The 25162-nt window shown below is 71.6% G+C and carries 25 protein-coding genes; 11 read left to right on the forward strand and 14 right to left on the reverse strand.

Annotated features, from left to right (window positions below; translation table 11 throughout):
• The first annotated feature begins 113 nt into the window (after positions 1-113).
• Positions 114-677 (forward strand): GNAT family N-acetyltransferase, encoded by a 564-nt coding sequence (locus IO30_RS0121450; protein WP_031145163.1) that lies wholly within the window; start codon positions 114-116, stop codon positions 675-677.
• 22 nt (positions 678-699) lie between these two features.
• Here the strand turns inward: IO30_RS0121450 and IO30_RS0121455 are convergent, their stop codons facing one another.
• The 6 genes from IO30_RS0121455 to IO30_RS0121480 form a co-directional block, all read right to left on the reverse strand.
• A complete protein-coding gene (locus tag IO30_RS0121455; protein WP_031145164.1) occupies positions 700-2271 on the reverse strand; it encodes a P-loop NTPase family protein in 1572 nt (523 codons plus the stop codon).
• A 2-nt stretch (positions 2272-2273) separates the two neighbouring features.
• Positions 2274-3695, reverse strand: a complete 1422-nt coding sequence (locus IO30_RS0121460; RefSeq protein ID WP_031145165.1) for an ATP-binding protein — start codon at positions 3693-3695, stop codon at positions 2274-2276.
• 19 nt (positions 3696-3714) lie between these two features.
• Positions 3715-5277 (reverse strand): SCO6880 family protein, encoded by a 1563-nt coding sequence (locus IO30_RS0121465; RefSeq protein ID WP_031145166.1) that lies wholly within the window; start codon positions 5275-5277, stop codon positions 3715-3717.
• Positions 5274-6614, reverse strand: coding sequence for a hypothetical protein (locus tag IO30_RS0121470; RefSeq protein WP_031145167.1), 1341 nt, complete (start codon positions 6612-6614; stop codon positions 5274-5276). Before IO30_RS0121470 ends, IO30_RS0121465 begins: the two co-directional genes overlap by 4 nt.
• The gene (locus tag IO30_RS0121475; protein WP_031145168.1) at positions 6604-7437 is read right to left on the reverse strand and encodes a hypothetical protein; all 834 of its coding nucleotides are present in this window, start codon (positions 7435-7437) and stop codon (positions 6604-6606) included. Before IO30_RS0121475 ends, IO30_RS0121470 begins: the two co-directional genes overlap by 11 nt.
• Positions 7438-7534: 97 nt before the next feature.
• The gene (locus IO30_RS0121480; RefSeq protein ID WP_031145169.1) at positions 7535-7843 is read right to left on the reverse strand and encodes a hypothetical protein; all 309 of its coding nucleotides are present in this window, start codon (positions 7841-7843) and stop codon (positions 7535-7537) included.
• Positions 7844-8393: 550 nt separating this feature from the next.
• On the opposite strand from IO30_RS0121480, the gene IO30_RS0121485 reads away from it, so the two are divergent.
• Entirely contained in the window at positions 8394-9548 is a 1155-nt protein-coding gene (locus IO30_RS0121485; protein WP_078904783.1) for an alpha/beta fold hydrolase, read from the forward strand.
• A gap of 536 nt (positions 9549-10084) precedes the next feature.
• Here the strand turns inward: IO30_RS0121485 and IO30_RS0121490 are convergent.
• Entirely contained in the window at positions 10085-10906 is an 822-nt protein-coding gene (locus IO30_RS0121490; RefSeq protein WP_031145171.1) for a pentapeptide repeat-containing protein, read from the reverse strand.
• A 2-nt stretch (positions 10907-10908) separates the two neighbouring features.
• A complete protein-coding gene (locus IO30_RS0121495) occupies positions 10909-11460 on the reverse strand; it encodes a GNAT family N-acetyltransferase (protein WP_157853352.1) in 552 nt (183 codons plus the stop codon).
• A gap of 63 nt (positions 11461-11523) precedes the next feature.
• Here IO30_RS0121495 and IO30_RS0121500 point away from each other — a divergent pair, with 63 nt between their 5' ends.
• From IO30_RS0121500 to IO30_RS0121520, 5 genes are all read left to right on the forward strand, one after another.
• Positions 11524-12132 carry a LysE family translocator gene (locus tag IO30_RS0121500; protein ID WP_031145173.1) on the forward strand — a complete coding sequence of 203 codons (609 nt, stop codon included), beginning with the start codon at positions 11524-11526 and terminating at the stop codon, positions 12130-12132.
• A gap of 76 nt (positions 12133-12208) precedes the next feature.
• A complete protein-coding gene (locus tag IO30_RS0121505) occupies positions 12209-13003 on the forward strand; it encodes a thioesterase family protein (protein ID WP_031145174.1) in 795 nt (264 codons plus the stop codon).
• 91 nt (positions 13004-13094) lie between these two features.
• Positions 13095-15833, forward strand: coding sequence for a protein kinase domain-containing protein (locus IO30_RS47665; protein ID WP_272933194.1), 2739 nt, complete (start codon positions 13095-13097; stop codon positions 15831-15833).
• A gap of 76 nt (positions 15834-15909) precedes the next feature.
• Positions 15910-16932, forward strand: coding sequence for a C40 family peptidase (locus IO30_RS0121515; protein ID WP_037894788.1), 1023 nt, complete (start codon positions 15910-15912; stop codon positions 16930-16932).
• A 190-nt stretch (positions 16933-17122) separates the two neighbouring features.
• Complete coding sequence (locus tag IO30_RS0121520) at positions 17123-17857, forward strand: phosphatase PAP2 family protein (RefSeq protein ID WP_031145177.1); 735 nt, start codon at positions 17123-17125, stop codon at positions 17855-17857.
• A 119-nt stretch (positions 17858-17976) separates the two neighbouring features.
• Here IO30_RS0121520 and IO30_RS47090 read toward each other — a convergent pair whose 3' ends face one another.
• Together IO30_RS47090 and IO30_RS40740 are read right to left on the reverse strand one after the other, a co-directional pair.
• Complete coding sequence (locus IO30_RS47090) at positions 17977-18291, reverse strand: hypothetical protein (RefSeq protein WP_234321945.1); 315 nt, start codon at positions 18289-18291, stop codon at positions 17977-17979.
• An 89-nt stretch (positions 18292-18380) separates the two neighbouring features.
• Positions 18381-18620 carry a hypothetical protein gene (locus IO30_RS40740; protein WP_157853353.1) on the reverse strand — a complete coding sequence of 80 codons (240 nt, stop codon included), beginning with the start codon at positions 18618-18620 and terminating at the stop codon, positions 18381-18383.
• 131 nt (positions 18621-18751) lie between these two features.
• Between IO30_RS40740 and IO30_RS0121540 the strand changes: the two genes are divergently transcribed.
• On the forward strand, positions 18752-19618 hold the full coding sequence (locus tag IO30_RS0121540; RefSeq protein WP_031145179.1) for an SCO4651 family lipoprotein: 867 nt from the start codon (positions 18752-18754) through the stop codon (positions 19616-19618).
• A 146-nt stretch (positions 19619-19764) separates the two neighbouring features.
• The gene (locus IO30_RS46030; RefSeq protein WP_167347275.1) at positions 19765-19911 is read left to right on the forward strand and encodes a hypothetical protein; all 147 of its coding nucleotides are present in this window, start codon (positions 19765-19767) and stop codon (positions 19909-19911) included.
• Between the two features lie 27 nt (positions 19912-19938).
• Here IO30_RS46030 and IO30_RS0121550 read toward each other — a convergent pair whose 3' ends face one another.
• A complete protein-coding gene (locus IO30_RS0121550; protein WP_031145180.1) occupies positions 19939-20274 on the reverse strand; it encodes a metal-sensitive transcriptional regulator in 336 nt (111 codons plus the stop codon).
• A 195-nt stretch (positions 20275-20469) separates the two neighbouring features.
• Between IO30_RS0121550 and IO30_RS0121555 the strand changes: the two genes are divergently transcribed.
• Entirely contained in the window at positions 20470-21090 is a 621-nt protein-coding gene (locus IO30_RS0121555) for a DUF47 domain-containing protein (protein ID WP_031145181.1), read from the forward strand.
• Between the two features lie 5 nt (positions 21091-21095).
• The gene (locus IO30_RS0121560; RefSeq protein ID WP_031145182.1) at positions 21096-22094 is read left to right on the forward strand and encodes an inorganic phosphate transporter; all 999 of its coding nucleotides are present in this window, start codon (positions 21096-21098) and stop codon (positions 22092-22094) included.
• A 143-nt stretch (positions 22095-22237) separates the two neighbouring features.
• Here IO30_RS0121560 and pstB read toward each other — a convergent pair whose 3' ends face one another.
• From pstB to pstC, 3 genes are read right to left on the reverse strand one after another with little or no spacing between them, the layout of a single operon-like run.
• A complete protein-coding gene (gene pstB, locus IO30_RS0121565; protein ID WP_031145183.1) occupies positions 22238-23014 on the reverse strand; it encodes a phosphate ABC transporter ATP-binding protein PstB in 777 nt (258 codons plus the stop codon).
• A gap of 29 nt (positions 23015-23043) precedes the next feature.
• On the reverse strand, positions 23044-24126 hold the full coding sequence (gene pstA, locus IO30_RS0121570; RefSeq protein ID WP_031145184.1) for a phosphate ABC transporter permease PstA: 1083 nt from the start codon (positions 24124-24126) through the stop codon (positions 23044-23046).
• The gene (gene pstC, locus IO30_RS0121575) at positions 24126-25115 is read right to left on the reverse strand and encodes a phosphate ABC transporter permease subunit PstC (protein ID WP_031145185.1); all 990 of its coding nucleotides are present in this window, start codon (positions 25113-25115) and stop codon (positions 24126-24128) included. The genes pstA and pstC overlap by 1 nt, the downstream gene beginning before the upstream one ends.
• Between the last annotated feature and the right edge of the window lie 47 nt (positions 25116-25162).

Here is a 25162-nt window from a genome sequence, read left to right on the forward strand (position 1 = left end):
ACTGCAGGGGGGACCCTGTGGGAGAGTAGGACGCCGCCGAACAATCATTGTGGGAAAGCCCCGCACCTTATGGTGCGGGGCTTTTCTGCGTTCAGGGGCTATGATCTCCAGCCATGAACACGCACGTGATACGTCCTGTACGAGCTGACGAATGGAAGAAGGTCAAGGAGCTTCGCATCGCCGCGTTGCGGGATCCTGCCGCGCCGGTCGCCTTCCTGGAGACGGAGGAGGCTGCCGAGAGCCGGCCCGATGCCTTCTGGCAGGAGCGGACCGAGGGCGCTTCGCAGGGGAGCTCGGTCCGGCAGTTCATCGCCGAGGCGCCGGACGGCACGTGGAACGGGAACGTGGTGGTGCTGGTCGAGGAGGCCGGGGAGACCGGGATCTTCGACGAGGCCATCGAGGTGCACCAGGGGCACCTGGTGGGGGTCTTCGTACGGGCCGAGCAGCGGGGGACGGGGCTGACCGAGGCCCTGTTCGAGGCCGCGCTGGAATGGGCCTGGTCGCTGGAAGGGCCTGCGCTGGAGCGCGTACGGCTGTTCGTGCATGAGGAGAACGCGCGGGCCGGGGCCTTCTACCGGAGGTTCGGTTTCGAGGCGAGCGGCCTGACCGTGCCGATGCCGACGGATCCGGATGCCAAGGAGCTCGAATACGTGCTGGCCCGGCCGGCCGCGGTCTGACGCCTGAACGGCTGGACGAGAACTAGGGCAGGTCCGCATCCGGCCAGCGGGTGCGGGCCTGTTCGCGGCTCCGGCACAGGGCGAGCAGCGGAAGTGTCGTGTCGCCCAGGAGTTCCGGGAGCTGGGGGAGCGGTGCGACCGCGGCCACGTCGTCCAGGACCAGCGAGAGTGGTGGGTCGAGCCGACCGTGGGATGACCGTGCGGCCATGCGGCGGCCGTGCTCGACCACGTGCGAGGCGAGTGCGGTCAGCAAGGGCATCGCACCCGGGTGGGTACGCGGGTCTTCCAGCGGTTCGCCCACCACGTAGAGGCTGCCCCCTTCGCCGAGGAACGAAGCCAGCGTCAGCGAATCCGTCCGGTTCGGGTTGCAGGCCTCGCGGATGTGGATCGACGTGAGGCAGGAGAGGGCACGGGCCGTCAGGTTCAGGGCCAGATCGCGGCGTTCGGGGTGCGCGGTGAGGGCGCTCTCCAGTTCGCCGGCGGCGCCGGGGGCGGCCTGCGGGTGGGTGCGCAGGATGCGTACGGGGTCCTGGGCGCTGTTGCCCTGGGTCCAGCGGTGGAGCTGCTTGAAGGGGCGGTCGTCCAGTGCGGCGGCCTGGAGCCAGCTGCGCAGGAGCGTTTCCGCGGTGTCGGCGACGGCTGCGTCCATGCGGGCCTGGGGGCGTACGGGGGCCAGCAGGGCGATCGAGCGGGCGGCGGCGGTGTCCCGGTCGGCGCAGCCCTCTGCGGGGTTCCAGTGCATGCGGGCCGGGGTGTCGCACAGGTGCGAGGGGTCGTAGAGGAGGACCGGGCCGAGCTTGGCGCGGGCGTCCTTGGTCTCGGCCCACAGGGTGGGGGACGAGGTGATGATCAAGGCCGCGCCTTCGGCTTCCCCGATGCGGTGTGCTGCTGCGCGGAAGCGGTCGTTCGGGCCTGCGTAGGTGAGGCGGGGCTGCGGGGCGCCGAGAGCGCCGGCGCCGGGGGTGGCTGCCGGGGTGCGGGGGGCGTAGCCGAACCCGTAGCGGTAGGCCTCGTCCACCGGAGACGGGGCGGGCGCCGGCGCGGGTGATGGCGGGGGCTGCGGGCTCGGTTGGGGAGCCTGGGGAGCGTGGGCCGGGTGGTGTGCGGCGACGGGTTCGGGTGCGGGTTCGGGTGCGGGGGCCGTCGCGGGGGCCGGGATGTAGGCCGGGGTGGTGTTCGGGGCCGGGCCGGGGGTGGGGTCCGGGGTGGGGTCCAGGGCGGCCTGTTTGGCGAGGGCGCGGCGGGACTTGGTGCGGGCGAACACGCCGATGCCGAAGACGATGAGCACGAACAGCACCAGGAGCTGGCTGATGAACAGGCCCCAGAACAGGCCCCAGCCGGAGAGGGCCGCGGGGTCGGTGTCGGGCCAGGCTCCCGGGAGGTCGTGGGGTTGCGCTATCAGGGCGCGGACCGCGTCGGGGGTGCGGGTGAAGGTCACGGTGCCGGGCCAGGCTCCCTTGGCGAACCAGGCGGAGAGGCCCGTGGCGGACCAGACCAGGAGGGCGAAGCCCAGCAGGAAGACGAGCAGGCCGACGAGCAGGCCGTCCGGGACCCCGCCGCGCGCGGGGGGATCCGTACGTCGTGCGTCGTGCATGGTCAGGCCACCGTGGTGGCGGAGCCGGGGCCGTTGCCGGCGCGGCTGCGTTCAATGGACAAGGCGCGTTCCTCCGCCTCGAGTTCGGCGGCCAGCAGGTCGTCGGGGAGCCGGGTGGGTGTGGAGGACTCGGTCATGGCACGGTCGGTGAAGACCAGGGGGCGTTCGGCTTCGGTGATCAGGTGTTTGACCACCTGGACGTTGCCGTTGACGTCCCAGACCGCGATGCCGGGGGTGAGGGTCGGGATGATCTCCACGGCCCAGCGGGGCAGGCCGAGGACGCGGCCCGTGGCGCGTGCCTCGTCGGCTTTCTGGGCGTAGATGGTGCGGGTGGAGGCCATCTTGAGGATGGCCGCGGCTTCCCGTGCGGCGGCGCCGTCGACGACGTCGGAGAGGTGGTGGACGACGGCGACGAAGGACAGGCCGAGGCGCCGGCCGAACTTCAGGAGGCGCTGGAACAGTTGCGCGACGAAGGGGCTGTTGATGATGTGCCAGGCCTCTTCCACGAGGAAGATGCGCTTCTTGCGGTCGGGCCGGATCCAGGTGTGCTCCAGCCAGACGCCGACGATCGCCATGAGGATCGGCATCGCGATGGAGTTGCGGTCGATGTGGGAGAGGTCGAAGACGATCAGCGGGGCGTCGAGGTCGATGCCGACGGTGGTGGGGCCGTCGAACATGCCGCGCAGGTCGCCGTCGACGAGGCGGTCGATGACCAGGGCCACGTCGAGGCCCCAGGCCCGGACATCGTCTATGTCGACGTTCATGGCCTCGGCGGATTCCGCCTCGGGGTGGCGCAGCTGCTCGACGATGTCGGTGAGGACGGGCTGGCGGTCGCGGATGGTGTCGACGACGTAGGCGTGGGCGACCTTGAGGGCGAAGCCGGCGCGCTCGTCGAGGCCGTGGCCCATGGCGACTTCGATGATGGTCCGGAGCAGCGCGAGCTGCCCGGTGGTGGTGATCGCCGGGTCGAGGGGGTTGAGGCGGATCCCGTCGTCGTTGGCGGCGATGGGGTCCAGGCGGATGGGGGTTATTCCCAGCTGCTGGGCGATGAGGTTCCACTCGCCGACGCCGTCCTCGCCCTGGGCGTCGAGGACGACGACCTGGCGGTCCTTGAAGCGGAGCTGGCGCAGGACGTACGTCTTCTCCAGGGCGGACTTGCCGTTGCCGGATTCGCCGAGGACAAGCCAGTGGGGGGCCGGGAGCTGCTGGCCGTAGAGCTGGAAGGGGTCGTAGATGTAGCCCTTGCCGCTGTAGACCTCGCGGCCGATGATGACGCCGGAGTCGCCGAGTCCGGGGGCGGCGGTGGGCAGGTAGACGGCTTGCGCCTGCCCGGTGGAGGTGCGTACGGGCAGGCGCGTGGTTTCGACTTTGCCGAAGAGGAAGCTGGTGAAGGCGTCCGTCAGGGCGGACATGGGATCTCGCATGGGCGGCACTTCCCTCCAGCTAGCGTCGGATGCCGGTGGCGAACGGCAAGGTGTTGACGAAGGCGCGGTGGTGCTCGCGGTCGCACCATTCCAGCTTCAGGTAGGACTTGCCGGCGGAGGCGCGGATGGTGCGCTTGTCGCGGGCGAGTGCCTCCGGCGATCGCGAGGACACCGTGATGTACCCGACGAGGTTGACTCCTGCCGCACCGCTGGCGAGATCTTCACCTCTTTGGTCGAGCCGGCCGTGTGCGGCGATGTCGCGGGGGTCGACGGTGCGGTTCATCTTGGCGGCGCGGCTGGCGTCGGCCTCGTCGTTGGTCTTCTCGGTGAGCATGCGCTCGATGGCGACCTCGGTGGGCTCCAGGTCCATGGTGACGGCGACGGTGCGGATCACGTCGGGGGTGTGGACGAGGAGGGGGGCGAGGAAGTTGACGCCGACGGGGGTCATCGGCCATTCCTTCACCCAGGCGGTGGCGTGGCACCAGGGGGCGCGGGTGGAGGACTCGCGGGTCTTGGCCTGGAGGTAGGTGGGTTCCACGGCATCGAGTTCGGCGGGCCAGGCGTTGCGCTTGGTCATGGCCTGGATGTGGTCGATGGGGTGGTCGGGGTCGTACATGGAGTGCACGAGGGAGGAGAGGCGGCCCTGGCCCAGCGGCTGGCGGACGCGGATGTCGGCTTCGGCGAGGCGGGCGCAGATGTCGGTGAGTTCGCGGGCCATGACGATGGCGAGGCCTGCGTCGCGGTCGAGCTTGCGGCCCTTGTGGGGGGTGCCGGCGCGGGCGATGGTGACGGCCTCGGCGGCGAGGTCGCGGGTGTAGTGCATGCAGGCGACGAGGTAGGCGCGGTGCTGCTCGGAGGAGGTGGAGACCATCGACTGGAGCTGGTCGTAGGACTCGCGGAGCCAGCCGGGGGCCTGGGTGTCGCCGCGCTGGGCGACGTCCTTGGCGTGGGCGTCGGGGTCGGCGGGCAGGGTGCGGGCGAGCATCTGGAGGCGGGTGACGAAGCCGTCGCCGTTGGCCACGTGCTTGAGGAGGGTGCCGAAGCGGTCGACGAGGGCTTCCTGGTCCTCGCTGTCGCGCAGGCCGACGCCGGGGCCCTCGATCTCGATGGCGGCGGTGACGGTGCGGCGGTCGGCGTGCAGGAGGACGGCGATCTCGTCGGGGCCGAAGGGGGCGGCGAGCCAGCTGATGCGGCCGATGCCGGGGGGCGGGCCGACCTCGACCTCGCGGCCGTCGGCGCCGCGGACGCCGGCTTCCATGGCGCCGGAGCGGTACGTCGTACCCCGGCGCAGGGTGCGCTTGTAGCTGCGGCTGATCTCGAACCAGCGGTAGAAGGTGCGGCCCTTGTAGGGGACGTACACGGCGGCGAGCGCGAGCATGGGGATGCCGGCGAGGCTGACGATGCGCAGGGTGAGGTCGGGGACGAGTAGTCCGCTCATCATGCCGAGGAACGCCCCGGCGATGATCAGGGCGATCTCGCCGGTCTCGCGGTTCTTCCCGACGATCGCGTTCGGCCGGGCGCGGCCGATGAGATACGTGCGGCGGGGTGCGACCGGGTGCAGCTGGTGGGACTGGGTCGTCAACGCCCGTCACCTCCTGTGTTCCTCGTGCTCGAGCTCGTGCGGGGCGGGGGTGCGGCGGAGGGGACAGATCCGCCGCCGGCCCCGCCGCCGGAGGTGGGGCGGCTGCTGTGGGCGGCCACGCCTCCGGAGATCGGATTGGCGGGGCGGGGCGCGTTGTTGCCGCCTCCGCCGTCGCCTCCGCGGTGGGCGCCGCGGCTGCTGTGGGTCTTGATGCCCTGCGAGACGAGGGAGGCCGGGGAGCTGATGACCGCGGCTGCCTGGGCGCCGTCGGTGGCCTTGCTGCGGTTGGAGCGGGCGGAGGCGATCTCGTCGCCGAAGCCGGGGACGAAGCGGTAGATCATCGCGGAGGCGAAGATCGCCAGGAGGATGATGGCGAGGCCGGTGACGACGGCGGAGAAGGCGTTGGGGCCTTCTTCGCCGGCGAGGGCGCCGGCGAGGCCGAGGACGATGACGATGACCGGCTTGACGAGGATGACGGCGATCATGATGCCGGCCCAGCGGCGGACGTGGCCCCAGAGGTTGCGGTCGACGAGCCCTGCGTAGACGACGACGCCGAGGAGGGCGCCGACGTAGAGGAGGGCGGCCCGGATGAAGAGCTCCAGGTAGAGGATGCCGGCGGCGAGGACGGTGACGAGGGCGACGACGATCAGCATGATCGGGCCGCCGCCGATGTCGTCGCCCTTCTTGAGGGCCTCGGAGAAGGAGCCGAAGAAGACGTCGGTCTGGCCGCCGGTGGCGGAGGCGATGACTTCGGTGACGCCGTCGGTGGCGGAGACGACGGTGTAGAGGATGAGGGGGGTGAAGGCGGAGGCGAGGACCGTGAGCCAGAGGAAGCCGATGGCTTCGGACATGGCGGTGGCCAGGGGGACGCCGCGGACGGCTCGTTTGGCTACGGCGAAGAGCCAGAGGACGAGCGTGAGGATGGTGGAGGCGGCGAAGACTACGGCGTACTGCTTGAGGAAGGTGGCGTTGGTGAAGTCGACCTCGGCGGTGCCTTTGACTGCTTCGCTGAGCTTGCCGACGATCCAGGCGGCGGCGTCGGCGCAGCCTTTGGCGAGGGAGGCCAGGGGGTTGAGGGCGTCTCCGCCGTCGCTGGGTGCGAGCCCTGTGCTCGGGGTGCCGCCGGACGTGCCCGTGCCGCTCTGGCAGTACTGCTTGGAGGGTCCGTCGAGCAGGGCGCAGGGGTCGTTGCTCGCCTGCGGGGTGGGTGTCGGGGTCGCGGCCGGGGTGGGCGTGGGTGTCGGAGCGGCGTAGGCGCGGGTGGCCAGGGCGACGACGGCCAGGTGTACGGAGGTGATGACGCCCAGCCGGACCGGGAGCCGGAGGCTAGCGGGCATAGGTGAATCCTCCGAATTCCGTGATGGCCTTGCTCATGTCGTCGGACGTCGACACGGGGACATCGCCGGGGACCGGGGCGGGCCCGTCCTGCTGGGTGTCGTCGAGGACCTTCCAGTCCTCGCCGGTCCAGCTCAGTTCGAAGGTCCAGGTCTTCCAGAGGGTCCGGACCGGGTCGGTGGACTTGGCGCCGGACATGCCGATCATGCCGGTGTACCAGACCGCGACCTTGGCGCCCGTCGGGCTGTAATTCTCGACTCTGGTGCCGATGGGGACGGTGCGGGTGACGAAGGTGCTGCCTTGTGGGGGGTTGCCGTTGGTGTCGAGGCCGAGCTTCGCGAGGAACTCCGTGGAGTACGCGGCGTCCTGAGGTCCCTTCATGCGGGCAGCCACCTCCGGTGCGTAGATCCCGTCGACGAGGGCGTGGCGGGTGTTCTTCTTGAACATGCCGTCGGAGCCCAGGGCCACTGCGTAGTTGGCGGCGGCCGACTGGGCGCCCTGTTCGTCGTGGGCGAAGCCCTTGGGGATGCCGGCGGCCTTGCCCGTGACGGGGTCGGTGCCCGTGGGGGACGTGGAAGAGGCTGCCGGGGGCTTGTCCGAGGACTGGTCCTGCGGGGTGTCCGGGCTCTGGTTCGCGAACGCGATGGCGGCGATCAGGAGGACCACCACGCCGACGACCGTGACCAGGCCGCGGGAGCCGCGGGGGGTGCGGCGCGTGGGGCCGTACGGGTCGGCGGGGGAGTCCGGGAGGCGGGTGCGGGTCTGGCCCGTGCCGCCGACCTCGCCGTAGCTGCTGCCGCCGCCGTACTGATCGTCGTTGCTCATTGCGTGTCCGCCCCCTCCGCGTCGTCCGACGGTAGCGCTGGTTCCCGCGTAGGTGCGGTGTGGTGAGTCCTCATCAGGTACGGCCGCGGCGGCCCGGCTAGACGGCCATTCCGTAGACGATCGTGAACAGCGTCCCGAGGGAGCCGATGATGAAGACGCCGGTCAGGCCGGCCACGATCAGGCCCTTGCCCTGTTCCGCGCTGAAGGTGTCGCGCAGCGCGGTCGCGCCGATGCGCTGTTTGGCGGCGCCCCAGATGGCGATGCCGAGGCAGAGGAGGATCGCGACGGCCATGACCACTTCGATCATGATCTTCGCTTCGTTGCCGAGACTGCCGAACGGCCCCCAGTTCGGGGCGATTCCGCCGATGATGGTGGTAATGTCGCCCTTTTCGGCTGCCAGGATCATGTAACTCACCGCCCCGTATGGGTAGTTCCGGTCGCCCGTGCCCGACGGCAGGGGTCACTCACTATCTTCGCTGATGAAACCGCAGCCGTCGTCGACTTCACGGCTCTCTTTACCCGTTCTCCCGGCCCGCGCCCCGCCTTCCTGCTCTGACCTGGGCAGGTGCGGTGTGTATGCGAAAGAACGTATGGTCACTCTGTGTATCACGGGGGGTGACCCCGGGCAATGATTGTCGTCTCGGCGTACGGGGGGCGGGGCGGCGGGCCGCCGTTCGGCCCAGCGGGGTCGTGTGCCGTTGGGCCGACACGCTTACACATGTCCGACATTCCGTCAGTCATTCCATCTGTGGGTGGAGTTGCGCCACCTGCGTCGCGGGTCGTGGCCGCTGGGTGGAAGGACGCGAGAACGCCAGGTTGACGTCCGGGGCGTCCGGGGCGTCCTGGGCGTCTGGGGTGTCCTGGGCGTCTGGGGTGTCCGGGGCGTCCGAGGTGTCCGGGGCACGCGGGCATCGTCTCGGAGGGGCGTTGTCAGTGCGGTCCGGCAGGGTGGTGGGATGACGACGACTCCGTGGACCCTTGCCGACATCGAGGCGGCCATCCGGGCGGGATGGTCAGCTGACACCTGTGAACCGGCCGACATCTCGCGGATCCCCTGGACGGCGGAGAACCCGGCCTGGGGCCAGTGCGACATCACTGCCGTGGTCGTGCAGGACATCGTGGGCGGTGAGCTGGTGCTCGGCGAGGTGTTCATCGACGGGCGGCAGGAGGGGTACCACTGGTGGAACCTGCTGCCCGGTGGGATCCGGATCGACCTGACGCGGGAGCAGTTCCGGCGGGGGGAGACGGTGACGCCGGGGCGGGTCGTGAAGCGGCCGCCCGGCAGGCTTTCGAGGCGCTGGGAGGAGTACCAGCTGCTGCGCCGGCGGGTCATCGACAAGCTGGGGCCGTTGCCGGGGGTCGCCGTGGCGCAGGACGGGCGGCGGCTTGCCTACACCGACTTCGGCGGGCCGGGGGCGCCGCTGCTCGCGCTGCACGGGCACTTCCAGGACGGGCGGACCTTCGAAGGGCTGGCCCGGGAGGTGGGACCGCAGTGGCGGGTGATCACCCTTGACCAGCGGGGGCACGGGGAGTCCGACCGGGCCGGTGAGTACGGGCGGGACGGGTACGTGGCGGACGCGGCGGCCGTCCTGGAGCACCTCGGGCTCGGGCCCGCGGTGGTGCTGGGGCACGGGGTGGGCGGGGTCACGGCGTACCAGCTGGCGGCGCGGCGGCCGGACCTGGTGCGGGCGCTGGTGGTCGAGGACATCGGGGCGGTGGTCGAGGGCGACCTGTCGTTCGCGCGGGGGTGGCCGAGGCGGGCCGGTACGAGGGAGGGGTTCCTGGCGGGGGTCGGGAGTTCGGCGCCGTTCGTGGCGGGCTCGGTACGGGAGCACGCGGACGGGTGGGGGGCCGGGTTCGAGGTGGAGGACGTGGTGGAGTCGCAGCGGGGGCTGAACGGCGACCACTGGGGCGACTGGCTGGCGGTGCGCACGCCGACGCTGCTGGTACGGGGGGACCGGAGCGGGGTGCTGTCGGCGGAGCACGCGCGGGAGATGACCTTGCGGAGGGCGGGGGTACGGCTGGTGGAGCTGCCGGCCGGGCACGCGGTGCACGAAGGGGACCCGGAGGGGTTCGGCGCTGCGGTGCGGGGATTCCTGGCACGGGTGTAGCCGGGGCCGGCTCTGCGGGGGTGTGGTCCTGCCGGGGCCGCCGCTGCGGGGGCGTGCACCGTGGCGGGCTGCGCCGGTTGGTGTGGCGCCGGTGTCGGGTCTCCGGCCCGGTGCGCTGCTTTCGGGCTCCCCATCTCGCGGCTGGGGGACGTCCTCCCTGGCCGCGTCTACGGGGGCAGGGGGGAGATGGCGCCTGGTCGGTTGAGCCCTGCGGTGGGGTGCGGCGAGGTTCGGCTCCTGCTGACAGGGCCGCCCGGAGGTGTGGGAGCGGGGCCTGACGTGTGGCCGGGTGATGGCTGATGCGGTGAGGGGGCCGGGTGAGCTGTGGCGGGCGGGCGCGCTGGAAGGGTCGGTCCAGCGGGGAGTTCGGCTGTTCCTGGCCGGTGGCCTGCGACGGGGCGTGCGCCGTGCCGGCTGTGCAGGGCCGTCATCCGTGCTGTTGGTGGGTCGGGCCGGGGGTGGGGCCCGTCCGGGTGGTCGGCCTCGGGGGGCCTCCTGCTCTTGGCGGGAGGTGGCCATGGCTGGGCCGGGGTGGGTCAGGTCCAGTGGGTGGGGTGGGTGAGGGTGGGGGGGATTTGGGTGGTGGGGTTGCCTTGGGCGGCGTTGAGCTGGGGCTGGGTGAGGAAGACGGCGTTCCTCAGGTCGGCTCCGCGGAGGTTCGCATCGCGGAGGTCCGCGCCGATCAGGTCGGCCGTGCGCAGGTCGGCGCGGCTGAGGTCGGCGGCGATCAGGTAGGCGCCGCGGAGGTTCGCCCCGCGCAGGTTCGCGCCCGCGAGGCGGGCTCCCATCAGGTCGGCGCCGCGGTGGTTCTTCTTGCGGCCCGGGACCTTCGCCCGTACGAGCTCGCTGGTCTCCAGGAGCAGGGTGTTGATCCGCCCGCGCAGGGTGCTCACGTCGAGGGCCGTGAGGGCCTGGGCGTCGGCGCGGGTCCAGGCTTCGGTCTCCGTCAGGGCCTCGCGCAGGCGGGCGTGGACCGGGGCGGCGTCGGGGAGGGTCAGTGCCTCGGAGACGTAGAGGAGCAGCTCGTGCAGCTGCCGCATCACGGGGAAGACCTCGAACATCTGGCGGGCCGTCCCGGTGCCGGTGCGCCAGTCCTGGCCGCCGAAGGTGACCTGGGAGACCTGCTGGCCCGCGCCGAAGCAGTCGAAGACGGTGCAGCCCTGGAAGCCCTTGTCGCGCAGCCGGGTGTGGATGCCGCAGCGGAAGTCCTCGCGGAGGTTCGTGCAGGGGGTTCCGGCGGGCTTGTTCACGGCGAAGTCGTTGGACTTGGCGAAGGGCAGGGCGACGCAGCAGAGGGCGAAGCAGTTGGCGCAGTCGGCGTTCAGGACAGGCAGGACAGGAAGGGACACGTCGGCCATTGTCACCCGCGGGGGGAGCGGAGCGTCATCTGGTGGGCCGACCACAGGGCGCCGTCGACCTCCTCGACGTCCTCGATGACCCGCTCGGTGCGGAAGCCGAGCTTCTCGTAGATGCGCAGTGCCGCGGTGTTGTGGGCCCAGACGCCGAGGCTGATCTCCGTCAGGGCGAGCTCGCCGAAGCCGCGCTCGGCGGCGAGGGAGACGAGGAGCGCACCGAGGCCCTGCCCGCGGGCCTGCGGGGCGATCAGGACGCGGCCGAGGCGGTTGCCCAGGAACGAGGCGTGGCCGACGGGCCCGGTCCCGGGGGAGACGGCGGTCCAGGCGTGGCGGCCGGGCTCGGCGGCGTAGTCGGCGAGCTGCGCGTCGTCCAGGGGCCAGGAGAAGGCGGGGCCGGCCCAGGTCATGAGGGCGGCGGGGTCGGTCACCCAGGTGCGCAGGAGGGGGGAGTCCTCTGCGGGACGGAAGGGGCGCAGGGTGAGGGGCGGGCGGGGCTCAAGCGGATCAAGGGGATCAAGGGGATCAAGGGGATCAAGGGGAGGGTGTGGCTCCGGCATGCAGCAAGTATGGGGAAGGCGGAGGGGGTTGATCGCGGGCGGGTGGGCGGTGAGCATTCCTTCATGACCGAAGTGATCGCAGTTGCCGTCATCACCCTCCTCGCCGTGATCAGTCCCGGCGCCGACTTCGCCATGGTGGTGCGCAACAGCTACCTCTACGGGCGGCCCACGGGGCTGTTCGCCGCGGCGGGGGTCGCGGCGGGGGTGCTGGTGCACGTCGGGTACACGATGTTGGGGGTCGGGCTGCTGATCGCCTCCTCCACCGCGCTGTTCACGGCGATCAAGCTGGCGGGTGCCGCGTACCTGGTGTGGATCGGGATCCGTACCTTCCGGGCGAAGGCGGTCGTGACGGTGGACCTGGAGTCCAGGCCGGAGCTGAGTCCGCTCGGGGCGATGCGGTCGGGGTTCCTGACCAATGTGCTGAACCCGAAGACGACATTGTTCGTGGTGTCGACCTTCACGCAGGTGGTGAACCCGGGTACGCCGGTGTGGCAGCAGGCCGGGTACGGGCTGTTCATGGCGGTGGCGCATCTGGGCTGGTTCGCGGCGGTGGCGCTGTTCTTCTCGGACTCCCGGCTGCGCGACCGGATGCTGAAGGCGCAGAAGGCGCTGAACCGGGCCATCGGGTCGGTGCTGGTGGGGCTGGGGGTGGGGCTGGGGTTCGCTCGTTGACCTCCCCGGGCGCTCGTTGACCTTCCGGCGCTCGTCGACCTTCCCCGGGCCGTTACCTGTCGGTAGCGTGCGGGGTATGGGTGCTCCCGAGGGGTTCTTCGAGCGGATCGACGCCGGGCGGTTCCTGGCCACCGCGTACACGCGCGGGCCCTGGGACGAGGGTGCGCAGCACGCGGGTCCGCCCGCGGCGCTGCTCGGGCGTGCCGTCGAGGACCGGCCGGGAGCGCGGGCGGACATGCGGATCGCCCGGATCACGTACGAGGTCCTGCGGCCGGTGCCGATCGGGGCGCTGGAGGTCACCACGAGCGTGCTGCGGGCCGGACGCGGTACCGAGCTGGTGGAGGCCGCGCTCACGCCGGAGGGTGCGGACGCGCCGGTGATGCTGGCGCGGGCGCTGCGGATCCGGGTGGCCGAGGACGTGGTGCCGGCCGTGGCGGCGGGGCCGCAGGTGCCGCCGCCGGGGGAGGCGGGGGCGATGCCGTTCTTCCCGGTGCCGTGGGAGACGGGCTATCACACGGCGATGGAGGCCCGGTTCACGGACGGGGCCTTCACGGAGCTCGGGCCGGGGACCTGCTGGATGCGGATGAGGGTGCCGCTCGTCGTGGCGGAGGAGGTCCGTCCGCTGGACCGGGTGCTGGTCGCCGCGGATTCCGGCAATGGCATCAGCTCGGTGCTGGACTTCGGCCGGTTCGTCTTCGTCAACGGCGACCTGACGGTCCACCTGCACCGTCATCCCGTCGGCGAATGGGCCTGCGTGGAGTCCCGGACGAGCGTGGACGCGGGCGGCATCGGTCTCGTCGACGCCCGGCTGCACGACGAGAAGGGCCCGATCGGGCGGAGCGCGCAGAGCCTGTTCGTCGCCCCGAGGTAGCCGGGCGGCCGGCTGCGGCCTGTTGCCGCCGGTTGCGGACGGGATCAACCCCCGCCCTGTGTACGGGAGATGGGTGTGGCAGGCTCGCCGGATGGAGCCGCTCACCGACAGGGACCCCGCGCACATCGGTGCGTACGCGCTGCTGGCCCGGCTCGGGGCCGGGGGGATGGGTCAGGTGTATCTCGGCCGTTCGCCCGGCGGGCGGCTGGTCGCGGTCAAGGTCGTACGCGAGGAGATCACCGGCCGTCCCGAGGCGCTGGCCCGGTTCCGGCGGGAGGTCGAGACCGTACGGGCCGTGCGGTCGGCGTACACCGCGAACCTGATCGACGCCTCGCTGGAGGGGGCGCCGTACTGGCTGGCCACCGAGTACGTGGCGGGCCCGACCCTGGCCCGGGCGGTGGGCGGGCACGGGCCGCTGCCGGCGCGGACCTGCCGGGCGCTGGGTGCGGCCCTGGCCGAGGGGCTGGCGAGCGTGCACGCGTACGGGGTCACGCACCGGGACCTGAAGCCGCAGAACGTCATCCTGGGCGCGCAGGGCCCGCAGCTGATCGACTTCGGCATCGCGCGCGGCGTCGGTGCGACGGAGCTGACCCAGGCCGGGCAGATCCCGGGCACCCCCGGGTACACCGCGCCCGAGGTGCTGCTGGGCGGCGGGACGGGGGCGGCGGCCGATGTGTTCGCGCTCGGCGCGACCCTGGCGTACGCGGCCACCGGGCGGCCGCCGTTCGGCGCCGGCGCGGCGGCGGGCGTGGGCTACCGGGCGGTCCACGAGCCGGTGGACGTGGCCGGGGTGGAGCCGGGGCTCGCGGCGCTGATCGAGGACTGCGTGGCGAAGGACCCGGCGGCGCGACCGGATCCGGCGGAGGTGATCCGGCGCTGCGGGGTGCGGGGCCCGCTGGTGGACGATCCGGTCTACGTCCGGCTCGGCGAACCCGCCCGGCGGGTGGATTCGGCCGGGCTGCGGACGACGAGGCCGGTGCCGGGGCCCGTGAACGGGCGTCGGGCCACGAGGCAAGGATCCCCGGACCTCGGGGAGCGGGAGGGCAGCCGCGGGGCGGTGGCCCGGCTGGAACCCGAGCCGGAGCCGACGCCGACGGGTAGTGGCGGGGTGGCCCGACCGGAGCCCGAGCGGGAGCCGGGGCAGGAGCCGGACCCGGAGGCGGAGGACGGCCGTGGGGTGGTCGTCCCGCAAGCACCGGAGCCGGAGCCGGGGCAGGAGCCGGAGCCGGAGTTCGAGCTGGCGCCAGACCGGGAGCCCGAGCCGAAGGGCAGCCGTGTGCTGGGCGCCGGGCAGGGGCGGGATCCCCAGCCGCAGGCCGACTGGGAACCGGGGCCCCAGCCGGCTCGGGATCTGGAGTGGGAGTCGGAGCCCCACCCAGAACCGGAATGGGAGCCTGCGCCCGAGCCGGACCCAGACCCGGAGCCGGAGTGTGGTGGAGGGGTGGTCGTCCGGACAGACCGGGAGCCGGAGCGGGAGCCCGACCCGGCACTGGAGCCGGAGCCCGCAACGGGGCCCCGGCTCTACCCGGCGCCGGCGGGCAGTGGCGGGGTGGTGGCCCGGCCGGAGCCCGAGCGGGAGCCGGACCGGGAGCCGGAGCCGGAGGCGGAGGACGGCCGTAAGGTGGTCGTCCGGCAAGCACCGGGGCCGGTGGCGGAGCCTGAGCCCGGCCCCGAGCCCGACCCGGAGCCCGCACCGGATCCCGAGCCCGCACCGGATCCCGAGCCCGAGCCCGAGCCCGAGCCCGAGCCCGAGCCCGAGCCCGAGCCCGAGCCCGAGCGTGCGCCCGAGCCCGAGCGTGCGCCCGAGCGTGCGCCCGGCCCGGAGCCCGCACCGGGGCCCCGGCTCGACCCGGAGTCGGCGGGCGGTGGCGGGGTGGTGGCCCGGCCGGAGCCCGAGCAGGCGCCGGAGCCTGGGACCGACCCCGAGCCCGAGCCCGACCCCGAGCCCGACCCCGAGCCCGACCCCGACCCGGAGCCCGCACCGGATTCCGAGCCCGCCCCCGAGCGCGAGCGCGAGCGCGACGCCGAGCCCGCCCCCGTACCAGTGCCCCGGCCCGGCCCCGGCCCCGGTCCGGAGGTCTTGACCGGGTATGGGCGGAGGCGTGGGGGGCGCGGGGGGCGCGCGGTTTGGGGGGTGGGGGGAGTGGGCGTGGTCGTCGGGCTGTGTGCCGCGGGATGGTGGCTGCTTCCGCTGGGGGAGCAGGGCGGGAGCGGGGGCGCGGGCGTCGGCGGGGTCGCGGACACGGCGTCGGACGCGTACATCGAGGGCAACCGCGGTTCCCGCTACCGGTGGACGCCGTCCGAGGACGCCGCGCTCGCCGCGCTCGGCGTCGGCCAGTGCGCGCAGCAGCCGGAGGAACAGTCCCCGGGCGCGGGGGTGGAGACCTCGGTCGAGACCTCCCGTACCAACGGGGTGCAGAGCGGTTCGGTGACCATCAGGATGCGTATGACGGGCCACGGGCAGGGCGGGTCCGCCTCGCAGAAGTCGCAGAAGTTGCAGAAGGAGAAGCCCTACTACGTCTCCGTGGCCGTCAAGGGGCCGCACGGGGTGCGGGCCGGGGCGGACGGGGCGGGTCCCGCGGGCAACAAGGCCGTCGGTTGGACCAGTCGGCCGGTGGACGTCCGCGCCGCCGGGGAGCCCGGGGAGTACCTGACGCTGACCTACCCCGAGGACTTCGCCCTGTACGGGGGCGGCACGACCCGGCCCGCCGTGCCCCTCGCCGAGGATCCGGGGGACTGGACGGTGGTCTTCTACCACGTTGAAGATGATCCTACGAAGTACGCGAGCATTGCCTGTTCGGGCTTCAGGGTGGCGAAGCAAGTGGGCTAGTAGGACAGGCGACACGGGCAATGCGCGGCGGAAAGCGACAGGGATGGGGGAGGGTTGACGGGTGCGCAGATTCTGGATGGTCGGCGGGATCGGGTTCGGGGTGGGCCTGAGCTTCCTCCTGCTCCTCGTCGTCGGGACGTACTCGGCCGCCGCCGGCCTCGTGGGCGGCGGCCGGGCGGGGAGCGGTGCGGTGGGGCTGGTGAAGGGGGCCGTACCCGCGAAGTACCAGGCGCTGGTGGAGAAGTGGGGCAATCTCTGCCCGGCCATCAACCCGGCGCTGCTCGCCGCGCAGCTGTACTCGGAGAGCGGCTGGAACCCGAGCGCGGTCAGTCCGGCGGACGCGCGCGGCATCGCGCAGTTCATCCCGGGGACCTGGGCGGGGCACGGGATCGACGGGGACGGGGACGGGGACCGGGACATCTGGGACCCCAGTGACGCCATCCCGTCGGCGGCCTCGTACGACTGCGAACTGGCCAAGGACGTGGCGAGCGTGCCCGGGGACGCGACGGCGAACATGCTCGCGGCCTACAACGCGGGGGCGTACGCGGTCATCAAGTACGGAGGGGTGCCCCCGTACAAGGAGACCCAGGGCTATGTGAAGACGATCACGACGCTGGCCAAGAGCTTCGCGCGGCCGGTGGGCCGGGTCGCTCCGTCCCAACAGGCGGCCGGGGCGATCTACTTCGCGCAGAAGCAGCTCGGGACCCCGTACCTGTGGGGTGGCAACGGGACGCCCGAGCAGAACGGTCGGTTCGACTGCTCGGGGCTGACGAAGGCGGCGTACGAGACGGTGGGGATCGAACTGCCGCGGGTGGCGAACGACCAGTACAACGCCGGCGCGCATCCTTCGAGGGCCGAACTCCTCCCCGGTGACCTGGTGTTCTTCTCCGATGATCTGACGAACTCCCGGGAGATCCGGCACGTCGGTCTCTACGTGGGCGGCGGGTACATGATCAACGCCCCGTACACCGGCGCCGTGATCCGTTTCGACAAGATCGACACACCGGACTACTTCGGCGCGACGCGCGTGACGAAGGACGGCGCGGCCGCTCTACCGGAGCGGGCGGCGGCCGGTCCCGGCGTCGGCAACTCTCCGTAATGCAAAGGCCCTGAGCTGCAACGATGAGTCACTCTTCGATAACGTTGGCGTGATCATTCGGTGGAGAGTGGAACGTAGCCGTCAGAACCTGCGTTCCATGGACACAGAGGTTGATCAAGCTGGGGGGCGAAGGGGCGCGCAGCGGCGCGCCCGAAGGGGAACGACGGCAAGAGCAAGGGGCCGCAGCACCATGGCTGGACTCACAACTGGTGGGCCGAACGTGGATGTCAGCCTGCTGTACGAGATCAACGGAATGGCCCGGCACGCCCCGGACTGGCTCGACCGGGCCGTCAGCCTCGCCGGTGGCTACGGGATCCTGCTCGCCCTGGTGCTCCTGGTCCTGTGGTGCTGGCGCGGCGCGCGGCGGCAGGACGAGGCCGCGGCCGTCGAATCCTTCGCCGCCCTGGTGTGGGCCCCGCTCGCCGCGGGGCTCGCCCTGCTGGTGAACGTGCCGCTGCGCGAATTCGTGGCGCGGCCGCGGCCGTTCAGGCAGTACGAGGGCCTGCTCGTCCTCGATCCCCACCTGCGCACGGACTCGGGCCTGGCGGCGACCGACTTCTCCTTCGTCAGCGGACACTCGACCCTCGCCATGGCCCTGAGCGTCGGCCTGTTCGTGGCCAACCGACGGCTCGGGGTCCTCGGCATCGCACTCGCCCTCGCCGAAGGCTTCTGCCGCGTCTACGTCGGCGTGCACTACCCGACGGACGTGATCGGCGGCTTCGCGCTCGGGACCGCCGTCGCCCTGGTCCTCGCGCCGCTCGCGATGGCCCTGCTGACCCCGGCGGTGCGGGCGGTGGCCGGCGCCCCGCGCCTGGCGTTCCTCGTCCGCGCCAGGAGCGGCCTCCTGCCCCGGCCGGTCGACCTCGCGCAGGCCCAGACCCCGCCGGCCGACCGGTGCAGCCACGAGAGCGACCTCGCTGCCTGAGGCTTCGGCGACTCAGGACCGCGCGTAGGCGTCCCAGACGCAGAGCAGTACCGCCACCGCCAGGCAGAGCCCGGCCGCCCCGAAGAGCAGGCGCACCGCGGGCGGGCGCGGCCGGGGGGTCACCGGACGTCCTTCCCGCCGCTTCCGCCAGGCCGACCGCCACCGCCGCCCTGGCTGCTCCCGCTGCCCGCGCGGCCCGTGCTGCCCGCGCTGCTCCGGCCCCGTCGGCCGTCCGCCGGGTCCTCGCGGCGGTAGCGGGAGCGCAGCCAGAGCCCGGTGACCGCGGCCGCCGCGGTGGTCAGTCCGATGGCCAGGGCGATGTCGCCGGGGCCGTCCGCCGAGCCCACGGACCGGGCCCAGGCCGGAGCGGCCGGGGACAGCACGAGGAGCAGGGCCCACAGGAGGGGCACGAGGCGGGCTGCGGGTCCTGGCATGAGTCAAGGGCATCCGCTCCCGTGCGGGTCGGCCAGCCGGGCCGTCCGAACGGGCGACACGCCGTACGGGTGCCTGCGCGGCCCGGGAACTACTCCTGCGCCGCGTGCCCGGTGGCGTCCCTGCGCGCCAGGTCGCGGGAGCGGCGGGCGGGGCCCTTCCAGCCGCAGCTGCAGACCGCCAGGCAGAAGGCCCCGCGGTCGGTGGTGGAGGTGTCGTGCGCGGGGCCGGGCGGCGCCGCGGGCAGGGCCTCCCCGGGCTCGGGCGGCTGCCCCGGGAGCGGCACGGAGGTAAGCGGAGGGACCAGGGTCGCTTCGGTGTGCGGTTCCACCTCCCCAAGGTACCCGGCGTGCCGGGCGCCCGGCACTGCCTCGGCCCGTGACGGGAAACCCCGGACCTCGTTAAGCGGAGCGGGTGGGGGCCTCGGGCAAACAGCGGTCACGCGTTGGGGGTTGGCAGGCGATGGTGGTGCACCAGCACAGGCGGCGGCGCGGACGCGCAGGTGAGGCTGCGTTCGTCCTGGGTGTCGGCCTCGCGGTCGTGGCGATCAGCGGGTGCGGGCGCGGTGACGACGGCGGCGCCGTGGCCGGCCGCGGCGGCAGCGGCGCCGGGGACCGGTCCACCGCGGACGCGGCGGCGGTGGTGCGCGGAGCGGCCGACGTACTGGCGGGGACGGGCAGCGCCCAGGCCCGTACGGCGATGGAGATGGCCACGGGCGGCACCCGGGTCACGATCCACGGCGAGGGCGGCGTCGACTTCAAGAACCGGATGGGCCAGCTCGTGGTGATGCTGCCCGCCGATGTGACGGGCAAGCCCGGGCACCGGCCGATCACCGAGCTGCTCGCACCCGGCGCCCTCTACATGAAGAACCGTGGCGCGGGCGTCCCCGACGACAAGTGGGTACGGGTCGACACGACGACCCTCGGCGACGGGAACCTGGTCACGGGCGGGGCCACCGACCCGATGACCGCGGCCGAGCTGCTGCGCGGCGCGCAGGAGGTGACGTACGTCGGGGAGACCGAGGTCGCGGGCACCAAGGTGCGGCACTACCGGGGCACCACCGACATCGGGCGGGCCGCGCAGAAGGCCTCGCCGCAGGTGAAGGGGTCGCTGGAGGCGGCGGCGAAAGGGTTCAGCAACGACACCGTGCCCTTCGACGTCTACCTCGACGAGGAGGGGCGGCTGCGGAAGATCCGGCACCGCTTCACCTACGTCAACAATGGCGTGATCGATGTCTCCTCGACCACACTGCTCTACGGATTCGGGTCGCCGGTGACCGTCGAATTGCCCGCGAACGGGGACATCTACGCCGGGAAGATCGCTGAGTAGCCGACCGGGCGGTCCGTCGGCGGTGCGATCGGGCCATGCCGGGTTTCCGGAAATGGTCCATCCGTGTCATGCGCGCCGCACCGCGTCCTCCCTACGCTGAGAAGCCGAGCGCCGACGGGCGATGGCGGCAGATTGAGGTGACTCGCGTGACTCCCGCAGGCGGCATGACGGTGCAGGACCACGTGGCTCTCGCCGAGATCGAGCTGTGCGGCGAGCTGATCATCGCGGCCTCCGCGGCCGACGAGGAGCGGCTCAGCCTGGACCGGATCGACGAGGTGCTGCTCGGCCCGTAGCCCCGGGGAGTCCGGTGCGGCGGCGGGTCAGGTGCGCAGCAGGCGGGCGATGGCCTTGGTGGCTTCCTCGACCTTCGCGTCGATCTCGGTGCCGCCCTTGACGGCCGCGTCGGCGACGCAGTGGCGCAGGTGCTCCTCCAGGAGCTGGAGCGCGAAGGACTGCAGTGCCTTCGTGCTGGCCGAGACCTGGGTGAGTATGTCGATGCAGTAGACGTCCTCGTCGACGAGGCGCTGGAGCCCGCGGATCTGGCCCTCGATGCGGCGCAGCCGCTTGAGGTGCTCGTCCTTCTGGTGGTGGTACCCGTGCACCGCCGGGGCCGTGCCGGCCTCCGCTCCGGAGTTCTCCGCCTCGATGGCCGTCATGGGTCCTCCCGTGGTCCGGAACGAGGGGTCACATACCCCTCATGGGTATAGGGTACTGGGCCCTGGTCGTGGGAACAGGGGTCCGTGGTCCTCACTCTGCCTGATGGAGGACACTGGGGAACTGCCGGTTAGCCGTGGCAGGGGGATGCGCCTAGCATCAGCCTGACCGAATCCAATGCACCCCGAGGACCTCACGTGCGATTTCGTCTGACCCCCAGGGAGACGAGCTTCTACGACATGTTCGCCGCATCCGCGGACAACATCGTCACGGGCTCCAAGCTCCTGATGGAACTGCTCGGAGCGGACTCCTCCGCCCGGGTCGAGATCGCGGAGCGGATGCGGGCAGCGGAGCACGCGGGGGATGACGCCACCCACGCGATCTTCCACCAGTTGAACTCCTCCTTCATCACGCCGTTCGACCGCGAGGACATCTACAACCTGGCCTCTTCGCTCGACGACATCATGGACTTCATGGAGGAGGCGGTCGACCTGGTCGTCCTCTACAACGTGGAGGAGCTCCCCAAGGGCGTCGAGCAGCAGATCGAGGTGCTGGCCCGGGCCGCCGAGCTGACCGCCGAGGCCATGCCGCACCTGCGGACGATGGACAACCTGACCGAGTACTGGATCGAGGTCAACCGCCTCGAGAACCAGGCGGACCAGATCCACCGCAAGCTGCTCGCCCAGCTCTTCAACGGCAAGTACGACGCCATGGAGGTGCTGAAGCTCAAGCAGATCGTCGACGTGCTCGAAGAGGCGGCCGACGCGTTCGAGCACGTTGCGAACACGGTGGAGACCATCGCGGTCAAGGAGTCCTGAACCTCGTGGACACCTTCGCTCTGATCGTGACCATCGGTGTCGCGCTCGGTTTCACGTACACCAACGGTTTCCACGACTCGGCGAACGCGATCGCGACCTCGGTCTCGACCCGCGCGCTGACCCCGCGCGCCGCGCTCGCGATGGCCGCGGTGATGAACCTCGCCGGTGCCTTCCTGGGCAGCGGCGTCGCCAAGACGGTCAGTGAGGGCCTGATCGAGACGCCCCACGGGAACCGGGGCATGTGGATCCTGTTCGCGGCGCTGGTCGGCGCGATCGTCTGGAACCTCATCACCTGGTACTTCGGCCTGCCCTCGTCCTCCTCGCACGCGCTGTTCGGCGGCATGGTGGGTGCGGCCCTCGCGGGCGGCACCGAGGTCATCTGGTCCGGCGTGATCGACAAGGTCGTCATCCCGATGTTCGTCTCACCGGTGGTGGGTCTGGTCGTCGGTTACCTGGTGATGGTGGCCATCCTGTGGATGTTCCGCCGGGCCAACCCGCACAAGGCCAAGCGCGGCTTCCGCATCGCGCAGACCGTCTCGGCCGCCGGCATGGCGCTGGGCCACGGTCTGCAGGACGCGCAGAAGACCATGGGCATCGTGATGATGGCCCTGGTCATCGCCGACGTGCAGGGAGCGGGCGACGCGATCCCGATCTGGGTCAAGATCGCCTGCGCCGTGATGCTGTCGCTGGGTACGTACGCGGGCGGCTGGCGCATCATGCGCACCCTCGGCCGCAAGATCATCGAGCTGGACCCGCCGCAGGGCTTCGCGGCGGAGACCACCGGCGCCTCGATCATGTTCGGCTCGGCGTTCCTGTTCCACGCGCCGATCTCCACCACCCACGTGATCACCTCGGCGATCATGGGTGTGGGCGCGACCAAGCGGGTGAACGCGGTCCGCTGGGGCGTCGCCAAGAACATCATCCTGGGCTGGTTCATTACTATGCCCGCCGCGGCCCTGGTCGCCGCGGTCAGCTTCTGGATCGTGAACCTGGCCTTCGTCTAGGCACCGCAGGACGAAAGCGGGCCGGCTCCCCCCACCCAGGGGGAGCCGGCCCTTTTCTTTCTTCCGCCTTGCGGTGGCACCGCCATGCAGCACCGCAGGACGTCCGGGGTCACGCGGCGCGGCCGCGTGAGGTCGGGTCCGGTCTAGCCGAAGCGGCCGGAGATGTAGTCCTCGGTCGCCTGCACGGAGGGGTTCGAGAAGATCCGGTCCGTGTCGTCTATCTCGACGAGCTTGCCGGGCTGGCCGACGGCCGAGAGGTTGAAGAAGGCGGTGCGGTCCGAGACGCGGGCCGCCTGCTGCATGTTGTGCGTCACGATGACGATCGTGAAGCGCTCCTTCAGCTCGCCGATCAGGTCCTCGATGGCGAGGGTGGAGATGGGGTCCAGGGCCGAGCAGGGCTCGTCCATGAGCAGGACCTGCGGCTCGACGGCGATGGCGCGGGCGATGCACAGGCGCTGCTGCTGGCCGCCGGAGAGGCCGGAGCCGGGCTTGTTCAGGCGGTCCTTGACCTCGTTCCAGAGGTTGGCGCCCTGGAGGGACTTCTCGACGATGTCGTTCAGCTCGGACTTCTTGAAGCTGCCGTTCAGGCGCAGGCCCGCCGCCACGTTGTCGAAGATCGACATGGTGGGGAAGGGGTTCGGGCGCTGGAAGACCATGCCGACGGTGCGGCGGACCGCGACCGGGTCCACGCCGGTGCCGTACAGGTTCTCGTCGTCCAGGAGGACCTTGCCCTCGACGCGGCCGCCGGGGGTGACCTCGTGCATGCGGTTGAGGGTGCGCAGGAAGGTGGACTTGCCGCAGCCGGACGGGCCGATGAAGGCGGTCACGGAGCGGGGCTCCACGGTCATCGAGATGTCGTCGATGGCCTTGTGGGCACCGTAGAAGGCGGAAAGGCCGCTGACGTCGATTCGCTTGGCCATGAGGGGTCACTTCACTTTCATGAGTCGCGTCAGCGACCGGTCTTCGGGGCCTTCCAGCGGGCGATGCCGCGGGCCACCAGATTGAGGATCATGACGAAGGCGATCAGGACGAGCGCTGCGGCCCATGCCCGGTCGTAGGAGGCTTCACTGCCGACCTTGTACTGCTCCCAGATGTAGAGGGGGAGCGAGGACTGGGCGCCTTCGAAGGGGTTGTTGTTGATCAGCTGTGAACCGAAGACCAGCAGCATGATCGGTGCGGTCTCACCGGCGATGCGTGCCACTGCCAGCATGACACCGGTCGAGATGCCGCCGATGGCGGTGGGCAGGACGACCTTGAGGATCATGCGCCACTTCGGCACACCGAGCGCGAGGGCGGCCTCGCGGAGCTCGTTCGGGACGAGCTTGAGCATCTCCTCGGTGGAGCGGACCACGACGGGCATCATCAGGATCGACAGGGCCATGGCGCCGGCGAAGCCGGAGGGGCCGAAGCCGAGCATCAGGTTCCACGTCGTCAGGATGAACAGGCCCGCGACGATGGAGGGGATGCCGGTCATGACGTCGACGAAGAAGGTCACGGCCTTGGCGAGCGCGCCCCGGCCGTACTCGACCAGGTAGACGGCGGTCAGCAGGCCGATCGGCGCGGCGATCAGGGTCGCGAGGGCGACCTGCTCCAGGGTGCCGAGCAGGGCGTGGTAGACGCCGCCGCCCTCCTCGAAGCTGGTCACGCCGTTCATGGAGTGGCTGAGGAAGTCCCCGTCGAGGGCTTCGATGCCGCGGCTGACCGTGGTCCACATCAGCGAGAGCAGCGGGACCACGGCGAGGATGAAGCAGACCCACACGACGGAGGTCGCGACGCGGTCCTTGGCCTGGCGGCGGTTCTCGACGACCGCGCTGGCGGTGTACGTCACGGTGACGAACAGCAGGGCCGCGAGCAGGCCCCACTGGACCTTGCTCTGGAGGCCGAAGACGAGGCCGATGCCGCTGCCGAGGGCCACCGAGAGGACGGCGATGCCGGCCGGGGCCCAGCGGGGCAGGCCGCCCCGGGTGAGGCCCGAGGGTGCGGCGGACCTGGTGGCCCGGGTGGGCCGCTGGTCCTGGAGTGCGTGGCTCATCAGGCGTTCGCCCCCGAGAAGTCCTTGCGCCGGGCGATGATCAGGCGGGCTGCACCGTTGACCAGCAGGGTGAGCAGGAAGAGGACCAGACCGGAGGCGATCAGCGCGTCCCGGCCGAACTCGTTGGCCTCGTCGAACTTCGCGGCGATGTTCTGCGCGAAGGTGCCGCCACCCGGGTCCAGGATGTGCAGCGAGATGAGGAAGCTCGGCGACAGGACGGTCGCGACGGCCATGGTCTCGCCGAGTGCGCGGCCGAGGCCGAGCATCGAGGCGGAGATGACTCCGGAGCGGCCGAAGGGCAGGACCGACATCCGGATGACTTCCCAGCGGGTCGCGCCGAGGGCCAGGGCGGCCTCCTCGTTCATGCGCGGGACCTGGAGGAAGACCTCGCGGCTGACGCTGGTCACGATCGGCAGGATCATGATCGCGAGCAGGATGCCGACGGTGAAGAGCGAGCGGGCGACGCCGACCTGGGACTTCTCGAAGACGTAGGTCCAGCCCAGGTACTCGTCGAGCCAGAGGTTCAGCCCGGCCAGCTGCGGCACGAGGAAGAGCGCGCCCCAGATGCCGTAGATGATCGAGGGCACGGCGGCCAGCAGGTCGACCACGTAGGCGAGGGGCGCGGCCAGCTTGCGCGGCGCGTAGTGCGAGATGAACAGGGCGATGCCGACGGCGATCGGGACGGCGATGGCCATCGCGATGACCGAGCTGACGACGGTGCCGAAGAGCAGGACGGCGATGCCGAAGACGGGCGGGTTGGCCGACGCGTTCCAGTCGAACGTGGTGAGGAAGTTGCCCTCGTTGTCCGACAGGGCGATCGAGGCGCGGTAGGTGAGGAAGACGGCGATCGACGCCATGATCACCAGGAGCAGGATGCCGGAGCCCTTGGAGAGCCCCGCGAAGATCTTGTCACCGGCGCGGCCGGTGGACCTCGTGCTCTTGGAGACAGGCGGAGCCTGGTCTATCTGGGTGGGTGTGGTGGAAGCCATGGTCTTTCCGGTCTGGGTGGGGGGACAGGCCCCCTGGCGGCGGTGCA

The sequence above is a fragment of the Streptomyces xanthophaeus genome, from assembly GCF_000725805.1.
In the GTDB taxonomy this organism is placed as follows: domain Bacteria; phylum Actinomycetota; class Actinomycetes; order Streptomycetales; family Streptomycetaceae; genus Streptomyces; species Streptomyces xanthophaeus.

Coding starts and splice junctions, on each gene's coding strand:
- IO30_RS0121450 (WP_031145163.1), top strand. CDS start 114: ATGAACACGCACGTGATACGTCCTGTACGAGCTGACGAATGGAAGAAG.
- IO30_RS0121455 (WP_031145164.1), bottom strand. CDS start 2,271: ATGCACGACGCACGACGTACGGATCCCCCCGCGCGCGGCGGGGTCCCG.
- IO30_RS0121460 (WP_031145165.1), bottom strand. CDS start 3,695: ATGCGAGATCCCATGTCCGCCCTGACGGACGCCTTCACCAGCTTCCTC.
- IO30_RS0121470 (WP_031145167.1), bottom strand. CDS start 6,614: ATGCCCGCTAGCCTCCGGCTCCCGGTCCGGCTGGGCGTCATCACCTCC.
- IO30_RS0121475 (WP_031145168.1), bottom strand. CDS start 7,437: ATGAGCAACGACGATCAGTACGGCGGCGGCAGCAGCTACGGCGAGGTC.
- IO30_RS0121480 (WP_031145169.1), bottom strand. CDS start 7,843: ATGATCCTGGCAGCCGAAAAGGGCGACATTACCACCATCATCGGCGGA.
- IO30_RS0121485 (WP_078904783.1), top strand. CDS start 8,394: ATGACGACGACTCCGTGGACCCTTGCCGACATCGAGGCGGCCATCCGG.
- IO30_RS0121490 (WP_031145171.1), bottom strand. CDS start 10,906: ATGGCCGACGTGTCCCTTCCTGTCCTGCCTGTCCTGAACGCCGACTGC.
- IO30_RS0121495 (WP_157853352.1), bottom strand. CDS start 11,460: ATGCCGGAGCCACACCCTCCCCTTGATCCCCTTGATCCCCTTGATCCC.
- IO30_RS0121500 (WP_031145173.1), top strand. CDS start 11,524: ATGACCGAAGTGATCGCAGTTGCCGTCATCACCCTCCTCGCCGTGATC.
- IO30_RS0121505 (WP_031145174.1), top strand. CDS start 12,209: ATGGGTGCTCCCGAGGGGTTCTTCGAGCGGATCGACGCCGGGCGGTTC.
- IO30_RS47665 (WP_272933194.1), top strand. CDS start 13,095: ATGGAGCCGCTCACCGACAGGGACCCCGCGCACATCGGTGCGTACGCG.
- IO30_RS0121515 (WP_037894788.1), top strand. CDS start 15,910: ATGGTCGGCGGGATCGGGTTCGGGGTGGGCCTGAGCTTCCTCCTGCTC.
- IO30_RS0121520 (WP_031145177.1), top strand. CDS start 17,123: ATGGCTGGACTCACAACTGGTGGGCCGAACGTGGATGTCAGCCTGCTG.
- IO30_RS47090 (WP_234321945.1), bottom strand. CDS start 18,291: ATGCCAGGACCCGCAGCCCGCCTCGTGCCCCTCCTGTGGGCCCTGCTC.
- IO30_RS0121540 (WP_031145179.1), top strand. CDS start 18,752: ATGGTGGTGCACCAGCACAGGCGGCGGCGCGGACGCGCAGGTGAGGCT.
- IO30_RS0121550 (WP_031145180.1), bottom strand. CDS start 20,274: ATGACGGCCATCGAGGCGGAGAACTCCGGAGCGGAGGCCGGCACGGCC.
- pstB (WP_031145183.1), bottom strand. CDS start 23,014: ATGGCCAAGCGAATCGACGTCAGCGGCCTTTCCGCCTTCTACGGTGCC.
- pstA (WP_031145184.1), bottom strand. CDS start 24,126: ATGAGCCACGCACTCCAGGACCAGCGGCCCACCCGGGCCACCAGGTCC.
- pstC (WP_031145185.1), bottom strand. CDS start 25,115: ATGGCTTCCACCACACCCACCCAGATAGACCAGGCTCCGCCTGTCTCC.